Origin of the sequence: Niabella pedocola (genome assembly GCF_021044425.1) — a bacterium.
GTDB lineage: Bacteria > Bacteroidota > Bacteroidia > Chitinophagales > Chitinophagaceae > Niabella > Niabella pedocola.
The window spans coordinates 2522852-2539758 of the sequence record NZ_JAJNEC010000005.1; the positions used below are offsets into that span (position 1 = coordinate 2522852).

Annotated in this window: 8 protein-coding genes; 2 read left to right on the plus strand and 6 right to left on the minus strand. The window is 45.9% G+C overall.

Annotated elements, in window-relative coordinates:
• The first annotated feature begins 43 nt into the window (after positions 1-43).
• On the plus strand, positions 44-1759 hold the full coding sequence (locus LQ567_RS17925; protein WP_231006876.1) for an alkaline phosphatase family protein: 1716 nt from the start codon (positions 44-46) through the stop codon (positions 1757-1759).
• 174 nt (positions 1760-1933) lie between these two features.
• Here LQ567_RS17925 and LQ567_RS17930 read toward each other — a convergent pair whose 3' ends face one another.
• The 6 genes from LQ567_RS17930 to LQ567_RS17955 form a co-directional block, all read right to left on the minus strand.
• Positions 1934-3514 carry an N-acyl-D-amino-acid deacylase family protein gene (locus tag LQ567_RS17930; protein WP_231006877.1) on the minus strand — a complete coding sequence of 527 codons (1581 nt, stop codon included), beginning with the start codon at positions 3512-3514 and terminating at the stop codon, positions 1934-1936.
• Positions 3515-3708: 194 nt separating this feature from the next.
• Positions 3709-6246 (minus strand): phosphocholine-specific phospholipase C, encoded by a 2538-nt coding sequence (locus LQ567_RS17935; protein WP_231006878.1) that lies wholly within the window; start codon positions 6244-6246, stop codon positions 3709-3711.
• A 145-nt stretch (positions 6247-6391) separates the two neighbouring features.
• Positions 6392-7945 (minus strand): SusD/RagB family nutrient-binding outer membrane lipoprotein, encoded by a 1554-nt coding sequence (locus LQ567_RS17940; protein WP_231006879.1) that lies wholly within the window; start codon positions 7943-7945, stop codon positions 6392-6394.
• 36 nt (positions 7946-7981) lie between these two features.
• Entirely contained in the window at positions 7982-11299 is a 3318-nt protein-coding gene (locus LQ567_RS17945) for a SusC/RagA family TonB-linked outer membrane protein (RefSeq protein ID WP_231006880.1), read from the minus strand.
• Between the two features lie 183 nt (positions 11300-11482).
• Positions 11483-12586 (minus strand): FecR family protein, encoded by a 1104-nt coding sequence (locus tag LQ567_RS17950; protein ID WP_231006881.1) that lies wholly within the window; start codon positions 12584-12586, stop codon positions 11483-11485.
• Positions 12587-12655: 69 nt separating this feature from the next.
• Complete coding sequence (locus LQ567_RS17955) at positions 12656-13189, minus strand: RNA polymerase sigma factor (protein WP_231006882.1); 534 nt, start codon at positions 13187-13189, stop codon at positions 12656-12658.
• 527 nt (positions 13190-13716) lie between these two features.
• Here LQ567_RS17955 and LQ567_RS17960 point away from each other — a divergent pair.
• A complete protein-coding gene (locus LQ567_RS17960) occupies positions 13717-16896 on the plus strand; it encodes a SusC/RagA family TonB-linked outer membrane protein (RefSeq protein ID WP_231006883.1) in 3180 nt (1059 codons plus the stop codon).
• Positions 16897-16907 lie beyond the last annotated feature (11 nt).

The window sequence follows — 16907 nt, forward strand, 5'->3', positions numbered from 1 at the left end:
ATATCTGGTTATAATTTTTTCTGCGGTTCTTGTATTTTCTGGGATGGCGGGTCTTCACTCCTGCCAGCGTTATCCGGACAACCCGCCTTATTTTCAGCCGTATGATTCTGCGTCAATACCGAAGGATCGGCGCGTGCTGGTTATTGCTGTTGACGGTCTGCAATCTGACGCGTTTAAAGCGGCGGCCACCCCTAACTATACGGCGTTGCTGGCGAATGCAAAGTATACCTGGGATGCCAAATCGGATATTATTTCCAGGAGCGCTTCTTCGTGGAAAACGCTCACCAGCGGTGTAACATACAGCTCACACCATATTGCAGACAGCAATTTTATGGCCTCTAATGTAGATTACTCCGGTGATTTTGAAGGAGGATTGAATACACCAAAGAACTACCCCTCGGTATTTTATTTTATCGCCCGGTCAAAGATCTTTAATGCACAAACAGCGATCTTATCCAGCTGGGGAACAATGGTGAGCAATGTTGCCAATGAAGCACGGGTGAAGGGTGTTTTAAATAATGATGTTGCGGTAAAGGATTCTGCCCTGAAGCTGATAAAGAACAGCGATCCAAAATTGGTGATGCTGCACTTTAGCGGACCTGCAAAGCTTGTATCCGACCCTTCAAGCGCTGCCAGTTTTTCGGCAAGCTCACCAGACTATGTAAATGCGCTTAAAACGGTTGATGGATATATCGGGGACATCATGACCACATTAAAAGCACGGCCCAACTATAACACAACGGAGGACTGGCTGGTAGTGATCGCTGGTACGCACGGAGGGGTTAATAAATCTTTTGGCGGCACTTCTGATGCTGAAACGAATGTACCAACCTTATATTATAACAAAAGCTTTAAGAAGCAGGAGTTTACAAAACAAGGAAGTTATTCCGCCGTTAAAATGGATATGGCGGCTGGTATTTCTGCTTCGGCTGATGATGCAGACGGTTCCTTTAACCCGGGTACATCCAAGCAGCTGACAATCCAGTTCAAATTTAAAGGATCGGCTTCCGGATACCCGCACGTATTCTCAAAATGGAGCGGTACCTGGTCGAGCGGCAGTGGCTGGAGCATTTACAGGAACGATGATAACCGCTGGGGTTTTTCATTCAGAAGTACAACCGGAAGCGAGCGTAGGGTGCAGCCTACAGAAGGACCATTGGTTTTTGATAATAAATGGCATACCCTTACCGTGGTTATTTATGATAGTGCAAGCAAACGGTGGATCAAGCGGTTTACAGACAACCAGCGCCTGAATGACCCGGCGGGTACCGGCTCAAGAGGACGGGAGATAACCGGCTATGGCGATATCTCTTCCGCGGCGCCGTTAACCATCGGCGTGCCTAAAGACGGGAATACCGGATCTTCATTCAATATTGCAGACGTAAAGATCTTTAACACGGCCCTGGATGATGCTACCATTGTGAACAGCTTATGTTTGGAGGATTACACCAAGCACAGCAAAATCGGTAATATGATCGGTTATTGGCCCTGTAATGACGGAGTAGGAAATCTGATGGCCAATAAGATCAATTCAGGTAAGAACTTTACGCTTGCGGGTGCCTATAAATGGACGATCCTGACAGATTATCCCTGTAACTTTACACCCACACCGCCGGTAGGTAAAACAACCTTATTCCTTAAGAATATTGATATTTCCGCTCAGATATTTTACTGGCTCCAGCTTTCTGTTCCTGCTACCTGGGACCTGGAAGGCAACATCTGGCTGACACCTTTTGAGAATGAGTTTATAAAAATTTAGTAAAGCAGCGCTCTGTAAGGATCTGCAAAAGTTATAAGCAGACAGGTCAAAAAAAGAGATTGTATCAAGAGTCTTCTGATAATACCAAAGGGCATTGATACGATCTCTTTTTTGCTGATTGCAGAAAGAGATCGTAAAGGACTTCCTGTTATTGCGGTAAATAGTGTGGAAATTTTAATTCACCGTACTATTCCTCAACGGCCTGCCTGCCCTTACGCCCGTATGTTTCCCTTCATCTACCGTTACCTTCCCGTTCACAAGCACATATTGAAACCCTGTGGAGTAGGCATGCGGCTTGTCAAATGTAGCCCGGTCCTGTACTTTTTCGGGATCAAAGATCACAATATCGGCTGCCATGCCTTCTTTGAGCAGGCCACGGTCGGAGAGGTTGAATTTCTGGGCCGGTAATGAGGTCATGCGGCGGATGGCTTCTTCCAGGGAAATCACTTTTTCATCCCGTACATATTTTGCCAGCACCCGGGCATTGGTGCCATAACCGCGGGGATGGGGCATACCCTCATTCATGATGCGGATGGAAGCATCACTGGCAAACATATTATAGGGATACTTCATGATGTATTTTACATCCTCCTCGCCCATACCGTGGAAAACGGCGCTGGCACCTCCGCTCATCATAATGTCGATAACCGTTAATGCCTCTTCCTTTGCCTTGTGTTTACGGCCCTTCATCAGGTTGATCTGCTCAATGCTTTTGCCATTGTAACTGGTATCGGGTTTATAATAGGCTACTACAGCGTAACTGAAATGTTTTAACTTCCGTTGCTTCAGGCTTTTCAGCATGTCGCTGATCACATATTTCCGTATTTCGGGCCGCTGCAGGCGTGCGCGGATACTGTCCTGCCCGTCTGCAAGCACCTCGCTGGGCAACAGGGTGCTGATGGAGGTGCTGCTCGCGGTATAGGGGTATTGATCAATGGTTACATCAATGCCCTCCCGACGCGCGTTTTCCACCATGGCTACGGTTTCCTTACTGCGTCCCCAGTTTTGCTGGCCGCTTAGTTTAAAATGCGAGATCTCTACGGGGATGGCGGCTTCACGCCCGATTTGCAATGCTTCCCGGATAGCGTCGGCTACCTGGCTGCCCTCACTGCGCATATGCGTAGCGTAAACACCATGGTACCGGGCTGCTACCTTTGCCAGTGCAATGATCTCATCGGAGTGCGCATAAGTGCCGGGTATGTAAATGAGGCCCGTAGATAATCCCACCGCCCCATCCTTCATAGCCTGCATGATCAATGTCTCCATTTTCTTAAGCTCTTCAGCCGATGGCGCACGGTTGGCGCGGCCCAGCACGGCTTTTCGTACGTCGTTATGCCCGATAAGGGTGGCCACATTGATGGACAGCCTGAGTGAATCGAGCCAACGGAAATACCGGCCGATATTCAGGTTGGAGGCACCGCAGTTTCCGGCAACTACAGTAGTAACGCCATCATAGATAAAGCTCTGTGCCAGGGGATCCTTATCTTCATCGCCTTCGATATGGGTATGTACGTCGATAAATCCAGGTGCCACAATAAGCCCTTCTGCCGCGATGGTACTGGCTGCACGATAGTTGAGGTTTTTGCCAATGGCCAGTATCTTTCCACCGGCAACCGCAATATCCCCGTAAAACCAGTTGTTACCGGTACCGTTAATGATCTTTCCGTTCCGGATGAGGACATCGCAGGAAGTTTGTGCCAGGTCCGGTAACGCACCCAGCAGGCAGATCGACAGCAGTGCTATTTTGTTGAACATAGCAGGTAAGGTACAAAAAAAGTACGAATGCCCCTGAAACGCAGCGATGCAGAAACGCTTTGTGCTGCCGGAATTGTGTAACGGTTCTGAAACCGCACTGCTCTTTTTAACCACAAAAAAGGAAGCGATAAATTTTTACCGCTTCCCAAATCCATTATCTTCTGTCCACTACAAGATCAGTGCTGCCGTATGCGTTATGCAAGCAACGGATCACTAAAAGATTCCTTACCGCTTTCTACACGCCCGGCATACCGCCGTTCAAAATTTTTATCAGCCTTGTTAAAAACGGAAAAGTCGTACCAGCCAAAGCTTTTTTCCAGCAGCAGTACCAGGTGCTGGGTTCCCATAGGAGGCAGTTTGCGCGAAAGTTCCCGTTGCCCATAGCTGTTATCCCTGATGGTAAGCTCTTGTTGCCGGTCCGAATGATTGCGGATGATCAGTTGTACCTGTCCGTATCGCTTTCCGCCGCCGGCCACATACCTGCATTCAACAGAAATCCGGGCTTCATCGCTATGGCCTTTTACTTCCCGGTAAAAGCCGTTGGGGCCAAACAGCGCGAGGTGATAATCCTTCCCCGCAAAGCCACTCAGCGGTATCGGGTATTGGAGTGTTTCCCCGGCGGCTACGGCAAAGGACCAGTTGCGGTTGAGAATCTTTTGGCCATTGGTATCCGCGTAAGGAAGATACGCATATAAAGAGAAAGGACTACCCATCGACTGCTCTTTGAACATAGTAGTACCGGCATTTAGCACCAGTTGTATATGCCGGCGGTCTGTATCCAATTGGGCGTCGGCATACAGCTCATAAGGAAGCGGATTGGATGGCTTTAATCCCTTTTCCTGCATAAAATAATTACGGGTTTTGCTGAAATTGGAACGGATGGACTGGATCTCGGCTGCAGATAGCGGAGATACACCCTGCGGGATGGGACGGTAACGGGCTTCATCGATCCGTTGCAGGAAGGCATTCCGCTTCAGGAACTCCGGTTGCTTTACGGCTTCGCCGTTATAAGGGCGGAATACGGATGAGAGATCGCCGCATATAGCCCTGCGCCATTCAGAAAGGTGCGGAAGCTGTAACTTTTTACCGGTTTTGCGGGATGCGAACTGCTCGATAAACTGTACCACCGAAGTGTGATCAAAAACCTGTGAATTCACATAGCCACCCCGGGACCAGGGGCTGGCCACTACAAAGGGTACCCGGTAGCCCAGCCCGATAGCACCTTCGCGCGCGTTTGCTTTACTTACGCCTTTGAGACGGATCTCATCATCAAGGGTTACAAATTCTTTGTCGATACCGGTGATACCGGTGGATACGGCTCCCGTGGAAGGGTTCCGGAAATCCGGAGCGGTAAATGGTGGTACATGATCAAAATAACCGTCGTTTTCATCATAGGTGAGGATGAAAACGGTCTTTTTCCAGATTTCCTCATTATGTGTAAGAATGTCCAGCACCTCTGAAACATACCAGGCGCCAAACCACGGTGCAGAAGGGTGATCGGAAAAATACTGCGGGGCTACCAGCCAGGAAACGGCCGGAAGTTTGCCCTCTTTTACATCTTTCCGGAAATTGGCGAGCACATCTGATTTAGGAACCTGCATTTTCCGTTTGGTGCCGTGGTCATCGTACTCGATGGTTTCAGTTTGATGATAATCGGGATCAAAATCGTTGGTGGCAAAGGCCTTGTCGTGCAGGGCCTGCTGATCTTTAGTCAATGGTTCTGCCAGTTCTTTACGGCAGCGCTCCAGTTCCGCCTCATAGCGCTTTTTGCGTTCGCGCAAACCGTTCAGCGCCCGTTTGATTTTTTGATCGTCCGGCTGCTCGATCGCTTTTTGCTCTAGTTCCGGCAATTCTTTTTCAAGGGCTGCCAGCCGTTGTACAAGATATTGTTCGTATTTGCGGGAGCGGCGTACCCGGAACCGGGTAAACCATTCGAGCGGGTTGTCTGTAAAATTGCTCAGCCAGGCGTCGGCTTCTCCTTGAAGACCCGTGGGCAGACTTAATTCATTTTGATACACTTTCCAGGAGACGTCATGTTCCTGCAGCAGTTCAGGCAGGGTTTTCCAGTCGCTTTCCGCGCTGTAGTCCGATTCGCTGTTACGCACCAGGGCGGGGCTGGATGCCTGTCCGTCCTTACGAAGCGTGCCCGACCAGAAATACAACCGGTTAGGGGTGGTGCCGGTAAGCGAAGAACAGAAATGCTGATCGCATACGGTAAATGCATCGGCAAGGGCATAGTTAAACGGAATATCCTCGCGGGTATAATAGCCCAGGGTCATGGGTTGCCCTTCAAACCCCTTATAACCGGTTCTTTTGGCAACCAGCCATTGATCATACTGACCGTTGTTGCGGGCATCCACCTGGTCGCCCCAGCTATGCGGCAGGCCACCCATCCAGGTGATCTTCGTTTGCTGCATATCCAGGCGAAAAGGCAGATAGGATTTCTGCTCTTTATCTGTCTGCAGCCAAACGGGACTGCCATCAGCCAGTTTCAGCACCCGCGGATCATTAAAACCCCGCACTCCTTTTAAGGCCCCAAAGCAATGATCAAAAGATCGGTTTTCCTGCATCAGCATTACGATATGTTCGGCATCTTCAAACGTGGAGCCTTTGGCCGGGTTAATGGCCATTGCTTTTTGGATGGATGCAGGAAGTACGGAGAACACCCCTGCACCACCGGCCAGCAAACTGGTCTTTTTTAAAAAGTCTCTTCTTGAAAAATCGATCGGCATATGTTTAAAGTTTCGGGTTTCTGGTTTGAAGTTTCAGGTCGTCCGATCTGGTACCTCAAACATTGAACAAAAAAAACAGGTATGAGCGATTATACAACTCATACCTGCAAAATAGTTTTTATTTATGAATGAGAAACACAGATGATTATTTCAGTAACCACATTACCTGGTTGGCATCATCACTACCTCCATATTGCGATTGAATGGCAGCTGCAACATTATCGGCATTTACATCCAGTTCTGATTGCGGATAAAGCCAGCGCACCGGGAACTGGGTAGCGGGAAGATTGCGGTTGGTTGCTGAGTTTAAGACGAATGCCGGGTAGCCGGTGCGTCTGTTCTCATACCAGGCATTATAATCGCAGCCCTGTAAGAACCCAGCAAGATATTTTTGTGTAATGATCTGTTTGATCTGGTTTTCTGAATTACCGGTAAGCGCTACCGCCGCTGTGGTAGGGTAATTTGCAATATACGTTGCATCCATTGCCATTCCGTGTGTATAAGCTGCCGGTGTATAATTTACAAGGAAGTTCATGGAACTTTGAATGCCGGCTGCATAATAGGATTGGGCGCCGGTTCCGGTGATCCAGCCTCTTACAGTAGCTTCGGCTAAAATAAACTGGAGATCCCAATAATTTAAAAGCCCTACCGGCTCGGCATTAAACAGGTCTTTATACCGGTTGTTGAAGTCGCAGAATTTTCCGGCAGCTCTTGCAGCCGTAGTACTGGAAAAAGGGTCGGAGGCTTCTACACCAATATAAGCATCCCAGTCAGACGCTGGTTTACCTGCGGTGATCTGTGTGGGGGCTGGTTCTGCATAGTAAAACAGCCTTCTGTCCTGCAGATTTTTTAACGGCGTAATTAACGTAGCGCCTACCATCGGATAGATCGTAAATGAATTGAGTTGGATAGGCGTATTGCTCCACGGGTAAGCATAGCCAGCCGTGTTGACATATTTTACCGCGAAATTATCATTGTAATCGCGCATCAGCGGCCGGTTAGCTACAATATCCTTAAAACGGCTTATCACGTTCAGGTCGGCATCACCGGTTTTTTTATGTAGTTGCATCAATACATGCAGCTCGAAAGTATTGGTAAGCCGACGCCATTTATCAACACTTCCGCTGTAGATAAAGTCGCCTGAAAAATCGGTGCCTGAAGCAAATAAGGTATTGGCGCTGTCCAGCTCATTCAATATACCTTTAAACACATCTTTCTGGCTGTCATATTTGGGCTTAATAATGCCGTCGCTTTGCCCCTTAAGCGCATCGGAATAAGGAATATCACCTACCTGCATCGACAGTTGGTAAAACTGCCAGGCCCGTATAAAATGAGCCAGCGCTGAATAGGCGTTTTTTATTCCTGTGGGCTCCGTAGCTGCGTAGTTAAGCATCGGAGCCACATTCCGTAACACCGATAAGCGGCCAAAGCCTGTGCGGGCTATTTTATTATATTGGAAGTCTACCTGGTTTTCGGTCCAAAGCACATATTTAGACAGCATAAAGGGCTGGCAAAAACCTTTGGTACTTGTTATATCGCTTGATGTAATCGATGTGATCATGTTGGTAGCCAGCCATGCATCTGTAGATGTGGTAGACTTGTCCGGGTTCGTATTGATCTCATCAAACTTCTGGGTACATGATACAAGAGCTGTGACCGTAACCAGTGGTATTGTTATATATTTTAGAAATAGTTTCATTACATTTTTTTTTAAAGTCATACAATTCTCGTTTTCTTATAATCCAAGCTTAATATTCAAACCCAGCATCCGTTGTGAAGGAGCGTTTAGGTTTTCTGTACCTAAATCCGGATCAGAGAAAGTGAACTTTGTCCACAGGAATACATTTTGTGCGGTTAAGGATACCGAAGCATTTTTAATACCGGTCTTGCTATACAATTTTGAAGGGATTTTATAGCCTAACGATACTTCTCTTAATTTAACGAAGGACTGGCTCTTTAAACCGTGCTCATAGCTATCCGTGTTATTCAGCTCACGCATATAATCCTGGTAACCTACTGCCACATCATTGGGCGCAAATACTCGGGTATCGGTAAGGATGCGGCCATATTTATCGTACGTAGCTTCTCCGGAAACAACTTTTACACCCTCGCCCACATAATTGGTAAGGCCGTTTACTACCTGGTCATAGCGCCATTTGGTATCTGTTTCGGGGTTGGTACCGCTGTCGAACATTTTATTCCAGATATAATCATACATGATGCCGCCAATGCGTCCGTCGATGCTAATGCCGATGATGAAATTGTTGATGGCAAAATTGTTTACAAAGCCAAAAGAAAATTTAGGATCTGTATACCCCATATTGGCTTCGTACGGACTTGAGGCAACCAGGCCGCCAACCAGGATGAGGTTACCCTGCGGATCTCTTAACAGGGGCTGGGACACATACACATCTTTTCTTGCGCCTGTTTTTATCCAAAGCTTGTCTGCTGTAGTGGGCGCAAGATCAACATAATACTGATGGTTAAAAGAGTAGTTAACCAAAGAACGCCATTCGAAGTTTTTTCTTTTAATAATGGCACCATCCACTGTTACCTCAATACCTTTTCTTACATAGGTTTCGGGGGTATTGATTAAGATTGAAGAAAAACCGGAAGCAGATGAAATGGTCGGACTGAACTGCTGGTCGTAATAGTATTTATTAAAATATGCAATATCAAAATGCAGGCGACCTTTAAGGAAATAGGCCTCTGTACCAACCTCCCATGTTCTTGTAGAAGATGGTATCAGTGCTGCCGGCATTATATCAGACGGATAACTTGAGCTCGGCAGTCCCCATGATGTAGAAGGGGTATACGTGCGGTTGTTATCATATACTCCTGCAGGTTTTTTACTTTGGGTCCAGGAACCCCGTATTTTCCAAAGATCCACTGACTGGGGCAGTTTGATAAACTGGGAAAGGATAATGCTGCTGGCAATTGAGGGATAAAAATAAGACCGCTGTGCCGCCGACAGCGTGGAGCTCCAGTCGTTACGCCCGGTAATATCCAGGTAGGCAATGCGGTTCCAGCTAAAGGATGCTTTGCCATACAGGCTGTTTACCTGTCTTCTCCAGGTTCCGTAGTTTGATTTTATTTTGTCAACACCCACAGTAGTGGAAGCCACAGCATTGGCCAGCGAATACCATCCGGGAATGGCTAAACCGTTAACCGTTTGCGCACCCATTTCTCTGTCAACATAATAAGTAATACTTCCTCCTCCCAACAGGTTGATGTCAAAATTGCTGATCTTTTTGTCGTAGGTCAATATCAGGTCGTTGTTTGTGCTAAAACCCCATAACTGGTTCATTCCATACATGCCTTTGCCGCCGTAGTTCCAACTAAAGGTACTACCACTTGATCCCCCGCGTGTAGAGAAGATCCCTGCCGGGCTTTGTACCGTTTCTTCATCTTTATAAAAATCATACCCGGTGCGGAACATCAGGTTCAGATCTTTGGTGAACTTATAATTGGCCGTAAGACTGGCATTGAGTTTGTTTTTTTGAATACCATCTAATTTTTCATAGGCGATCATATAAGGGTTGTCATACCAGGCGTTATACAGCCAGTTTTGCTTTACATGAGGCGTAACCCAGTAGTCCCTGTACTGACGAATGTCATAGTCGGGTCCTGTCCACATCTGTAACTGGTAAATGTATCCCTGGGCACCATAGCCCTGGCCCCAGATCTGGGGCGACTGTTGCCAGGTATAGCCCATGCTGCTTTCCATGCTGAATTTCTTTCCTATTTTTAAGGCACCGCTCATTGTATAGTTAAGAATGTTCAGTTTTTCATTGGGAAACTGCCCTTTGTTATAAATATGGTTGACGCCAGCCCTGAAAAACCCGTTTTCACCGCTTTGGGTAACCGTAATATTATTATTGGTGATCAGGCCGGTTTCGAGAAAGTTTTTCAGGTTGTTTTTACCGCTTGATACCAACGGCATCATTTCATTTTTCTTGGAAATAGGATTCCATTGTATAGCACTGTCGCCAATATCCAGTTTGGGCCCCCACACATAGTCGGTCGATATTTGTCCGTCAATACCATGACCATAAGAGGTCTGTATTTTTGGTATGGCCAGAAAACCGGATGAGATCATGGTGTTGCTGTTGATATCAATGGCCAGGCCCTTACCTTTTCCCTTTTTGGTGGTGATCATAATGGCTCCGTTAGCACCTTTAAAGCCATACAAAGCCGCAGCCGTGGGCCCTTTCAATACACTAATATCTTCAATATTATCTGAAGGAATATCGCGCAAGGTCATGTTACTATAAGGAACACCATCAATAACCAGCATCGGGGTTTCTCCTCTTAGCTCAATTGTAGGTGTAGCGTTGAATTCAGTGGAGTTTTTGATAACAAGACCTGAGATTTTTCCTGTGAGGGAAGTGGCAGCATCGACCCCTTTCACCGTTTGAATTTCATTACCGCTTACTTTTTGTACGGCATAACCCAATGCTTTTGCCTCGCGGGTAATACCCAGGGCGGTTACCACCACTTCTTCCAGCGCGCGGTTGGCTTCTTCAAAAACCACATTGATGGTCTGCTGGCTGTTTACTTTTATAACTTGTGAGGTATAACCTACATAACTAAAGGTAAGCTCATCATATTCGTCTACTTCAATACTATATTCGCCTTTATCGTTGGTAATGGTGGCCTTCCCTTTATTGGAAGAAACCGTAGCACCAGACACCGGTTCGCCCTTGGCATTTGTTACAACCCCTTTAACCAGGATGTTTTTTTTGATTTCTGCCTTTTCCCGGATCACGATCAGGTTATCGCTCATTTGCTGAAATTCGAGCCCCGTTCCGTTAAGGATTCTGGGCAGCAATGATAAAACGGGGGTGTTTTGTACCTTTATATTTACTATGCCGGTTTCATCTACCAGTTTATTGCTGAACACAAACCGGTAATCGGTTTTTTTCTGAATGGTCTTTAAAATGGTAGACAGCCGGGCATTTTCCAGCTGAAGTGAAACAGATTCCTGGCTGTAGCCAGTAGAAGCCGCAACCTGTGATGCCGTGGCCAGCATCAGGGCAAGACATAATTTCATAAACAACAGTTTTTTGAGCAGCCGCCGGGGCCACTCATTCACGTAAGCACATTTTTTCATACTTTTATTTTAGTTTTTTATTAAACGAGTGGAAGGTCATGTTCCTTCCATTTTCCTTGGGGGAAATGGCCGCAATCCGTTTCTCCCTTTTTTTACTGTCTGATTTTTAATGTGGCATTTGTCTTATTTATATATCGTGATTTGGTTTCCTTCCTTTTTATAAGAAAAAGAATAAGAAAGCTGTAAAGCTTTTAATACTTCTTCAATGGCTTCGTGCTGAAAAGTAGCGGTATAATGATAATGCGCTACATCGCTATTGGTAATGTTGATCGTTACATTGTAGGAGCGCTCCAGGATATTTTTAATTTCCGACAGCGGCTGGTTTTCAAAAATCAGCAGATCGCTTACCCAGGCCGTTTCAATATTCTGGTTGGAATCATGATAGGAAAGCGGCATTACTTCGGGTTTGGCTGTAACGCTCGCTGTTACACTGTCCGGAATATTCATTACAAATTTCTGGTTTACCTGCAGCGTTCTGTAGATAATATCGTTATCTCCCTTTGGCAGCAGGATCTGCACCTTGCCCTCCAGTAATGAGGTTTCGCTGTACCGGTCGTTGGTATAGGCCTTTACATTGAACCGGGTACCAACCGCCTTGATCTTATATTGTGCCACATGAACAATGAATGGCAGCGCTTTATTGTGGGCCACCTCAAACAGGGCTTCCCCCGTCAGGTATACATTCCGGTCCTGTTTCCCGAACGTGGGCGACACCAGCAGCCGGGATCCGGCATTTAGCAATACTTTGGTGCTATCCGGCAAAAAGATCGTTTTGTGTTCGCCTGGCTGCGATTGAGCGGTTTCGCCGGAGCCGGTATTTGTTTCCGCAATGGCCGAAACCGGCGTGGCCGTTTTTCCGGGGCGATAGGGCAGATAGATGCCCGCAGTAATCAAAAGCAGGATACAGGCCGCAACAGCCGTCCACTTTTTCCAACCCAGGCGCCACCACGGGTGTGCCGGCTGTTCACCGATGGATGATATGTTTTTGCCGGAAGCGACATATAACGCATGCTCGGGCGAGTCGTCGGTCGCGGACAATTCATTTTGCTTTTTTTGAAGCATATAGCGTAATCCCAGTACCAGTTTACGGGCTTCTTCAATGGTTATAAGCGCTTCCGGATGCTTTAAAAGATAATCATCCCAGCGCGCAATGTCCGCAGCGTTACTCTGCGTACAATAGGCGATAAAGGAATCGTCGATGACAAGCTCTTCTACAGTATACGTCATATTTGTAAGGCCGGTTTCTATTACAGACGACAGTCCTCACAAAATCTAACCGCTTTTTTTAACTTTTTTTTAGGGAAGCAGGCATAGTAGAAAATTGACCAGCCGTTCCAGTACGGCATCCTTTTTCAGATGCTGCCGCAGATGCTGGATGCCTTTTGAAAGATTATTATATACCGTTTGGTGGGTGAGGCCGGTTAGTGCAACAATTTTTTCGGTGGAGTAACCCTGGTAATATTTCATATAAATCACCCGCCGGAACCGGGCCGGCAATTTTTTATAGGCAGACGCGATGTGATTGATCAGGGCCGTATCCGTTTCCAGCTTTTCAATAATTTCCTGTGCGGAGGGTAGGTTAAAGGATTCAATTTCCAGGTAATTGCCTTTGCGCTGCTGGCTCCGGTGCAAATCAATTAGCCTGCGTTTAAAAGCTGTTACCAGCCAGGCTTCCGGGTTTTCGATGGCATCTGGTATGCTTTTTTGCAGCAGATCCAGGAAAAACTGGTGTACAATATCTTCCGCTTCCTGTACGGAGTACCCAAAATGACAGGCGATCGCCTGCAGCTTGGCTCTAAACGCAGTGTACCAGGAGTCAATTAAAAGCATAAATCAAACTTACGCGAATAATTGATAAAAGTGCAGTTACGCTTTTAAGTTATTATTAATTGTTTGAAAATAAATGGTTTGTGAAATTCAGATTATATTTTGCGCCTCAACTTTTTTTAAGAGTATTAAGCAGGGGAAGGTAAAAAACTGCATGATTATACCTGGTACCCCTCGTTTGCCCAACTGGTTATATAAGCAGTGAGTTGGGGAATTTGGCGTTCATGAAAACAGTTTATTCAAACGTTTTCGTAAAAATTTTCTGGCGAATAGAAGAACAGTACGGAATGGGACGTTAACTTAGATTAATTAAGATAATAATAACAAAATTTATTTGGATTGTTTGCTTGCTTCCATAAAACCGAATGACAAAAAAGATTAACGAGACGCTTGTATTTTATCCAGACTGCTAAATAACTGATCAACAGATTTGAGCCCGGTCGCAACGGAATGCGTATGGCGGAAACTGAATGTTTGCCGCAGGGCCGTGTCTGTTCATTTATCAGTTATACAAACTATTAAAAATTAATATGCTTCAGTACCGAAACAGAAAAGTTGCTACGTTCTTGCTTTGTACGTTATGCCTTTTAGCATTTGTTACAGGAAATGCACAGGTAGAGCCAGGGCGAAAAAAGATCCAGATAACAGGATTGGTTACGGACTCCTCCGGTATTCCATTAAATGGGGTATCTGTGGGAGTAAAAACGAATGCGTCTTCAGGAACAACGACCAATGCAGACGGACAGTATATTTTTGAAGTACCAGTTGGTACTACCTTGGTGTACACATTTGTTGGTTACAGGGATGAAGAACGGAAGATCACCGATACCTCCAGGGTGCTTAATATAACCCTTTATGCCAAAGGTGCCAGCCAGGATGAGGTGGTAGTGGTGGCGTATGGTACGCAAAAGAAAAAGGAGCTTGTTGGCTCTGTATCCTCTATAAATGTGGAGAATCTGCAAAAGAATCCATCCAGCAACCTCACTACCGCGCTCGCCGGGCAGGTTGCCGGTTTAATCGCCTATCAACGAAGCGGTGAACCGGGACAGGACAATGCAGACTTTTTTATACGTGGAGTAACCACTTTTGGATATAAAAAGGATCCATTGATTTTGATAGACGGAGTTGAATTGACCACAACAGATCTGGCGCGACTGCGTCCGGATGATATTGCCAGTTTTTCTATTATGAAAGATGCCGCATCAACTTCACTATACGGGGCAAGGGGTGCAAATGGAGTGATCCTGGTAACTACAAAACGAGGAAAAACAGGCGCTGCAAAAATTGCGGCAAACTATGAAACCTCCATTTCTCAACCTACTGAAAATTTAAAATTAGTAAGCCCGATAGATTATATGCGATACTACAATGAAGCGGTTTACACCCGGAATCCATTGGGTGATGCAACACTTTACCCTGACGACAAGATTGAAAATACGGCCAATGGAGGGAATCCTTATGTTTATCCGGCTAACGACTGGTTAAAATTGCTCTTTAAAAAACAGGCCGTCAACCAAAGAGGCAATTTGAATGTGAGCGGGGGGGGATCGGTAGCACGCTATTTTATCTCGGCTTCTTTTACACAGGATAATGGTATATTAAAGGTAGATCGAATTAATAACTTTAATAATAACATCAACCTGAAAAGCTACACATTACGTTCCAATATTGACGTGGATCTTACAAAAACGACGTTAATCCAGCTGAACTTTTCGGGGAACTTTGATGATTATACCGGCCCATTACAGGGTGCTACGGATGTATACCAGGATCTGATGCATTCGAACCCCGTTGCCTTTCCGGCATATTTCCCTACTCCGGCATCTATGTCATATCTGAAACACACCTTGTTTGGAAATGCGGGTCCGCCGTATTTATTAAATCCCTACGCAGACATGGTAAAGGGATATAAGAATGAATCTCGTTCCTTTATGTCTGCCCAGGGGCAAATTAAACAAAATCTGAACTTCCTTCTGAATGGTCTGAGCTTCAGGTCCATGGTTAACATTAACAGAACCTCGAATTTTAATGTTACGAGGCAGTTTATTCCTTTCTGGTACTCAGTTGCAGGGTATGATAAATCCACAGATACCTACCAGTTGGTAAATTTGAACCCTTCCGGAACAGGAGCCGGAACAGAATATTTAAACTATGTACCCGGACCAAGAACCTTAAGCGCTTCTTTTTATCTGGAAAACCAATTACTGTATAATCAACGGTTTGGCAGCAAGCATGATTTTAGCCAGATGCTGATCTACACCATGCGAAACAATATCAATGGAAGCAACGAGAATACTACATTGCAGGAATCTTTACCATCCCGGAACCTGGGATTATCCGGCAGGACTACCTATAATTATGATAGCAGGTATTCCTTTGAGTTTGACTTTGGTTACAACGGAACAGAGAAGTTTTATAAAAATGACCGTTTTGGATTTTTCCCTTCTGTAGGTGCAGCCTGGCAGGTCTCCAATGAAGCATTTATGAAAGGCCTGGAAAAGGTAATCAGCGGACTGAAATTGAGAGGTACCTATGGTCTGGTGGGCAATGATGCCATTGGTGATGCATCTGACCGTTTCTTTTATCTTTCTACCACCGATCCGAATAATACATCAAGGGGAGCTGTATTTGGCCGGGATAATACGTATTCAAGACCCGGGTATTTGGTAAGCAGGTATTCAAATCTGAATATCACCTGGGAGAAATCGTATCAAATGAACCTCGGGGTAGAGCTGGAGTTGTTTAATAAACTGAATATTGTTGGAGAGTATTACACAAATGATCGCACGGATATCTTAATGACCCGTCCTGATTTTTCTACAATGGGACTGTCTGCTGCTACCAGAGCGAACCTGGGAAGGGCAAAAAGTAATGGGGTGGATCTTTCAATGGATTACTCCGATCAGCTGAGTAAAGACTTTAGTATTTCAGGCCGTGCAAACTTTACATATGCCAAAAGCAAATTTGTTACCTACGAAGAACCGGATTACTTAGAGACGTATCGCTCGCATGTTGGATATTCCATCAGTCAGCAATGGGGCTATATTGCGGAGCGGCTGTTCGTAGATGACAACGAAGCGGCGAACGCTCCAAAACAGAGCTTTGGTTCTGTTTACGGCGGTGGCGACATCAAATATTTGGATGTGAACAGGGATGGGCAAATAACAGAAGCAGATCAGGTGCCCATAGGCTATCCCACGTCTCCCCAGATTGTTTATGGATTTGGCTTTACGCTCCGGTACAAGGCATTTGATATCGGTACCTTTTTCCAGGGACTGGCCCAGGAATCGTTTTGGTTAAATGTTACACGATACAATTCAAGCACCAACAAGGGATCTACCTTGCCCTTCTTGGATCAGGGCGCTTTTTTACAGGAGTATGCAGATAGTCACTGGTCGCTGGAAAATCAGAACGTATATGCCATTTGGCCCAGGCTTAGCCCCACGCTGATAGAGAACAATGCGGTCAGAAGCACCTGGTTTATGCGCGACGGGGCTTTTCTCCGGCTAAAACAGACAGAAATAGGATACTCCCTGCCTGCAAGTGTGTTACGGAGGATACACAGCTCTGCTTGCCGGGTATACGTGAACGGCTCTAATCTGCTTACATTTTCCAAGTTTAAAATGTGGGATGTGGAACAGGGTGGAAATGGATTTAACTATCCCATTCAGCGGGTGTTTAACATCGGATTGAGAATAAATTTTGACTAAGCGAGCGAATT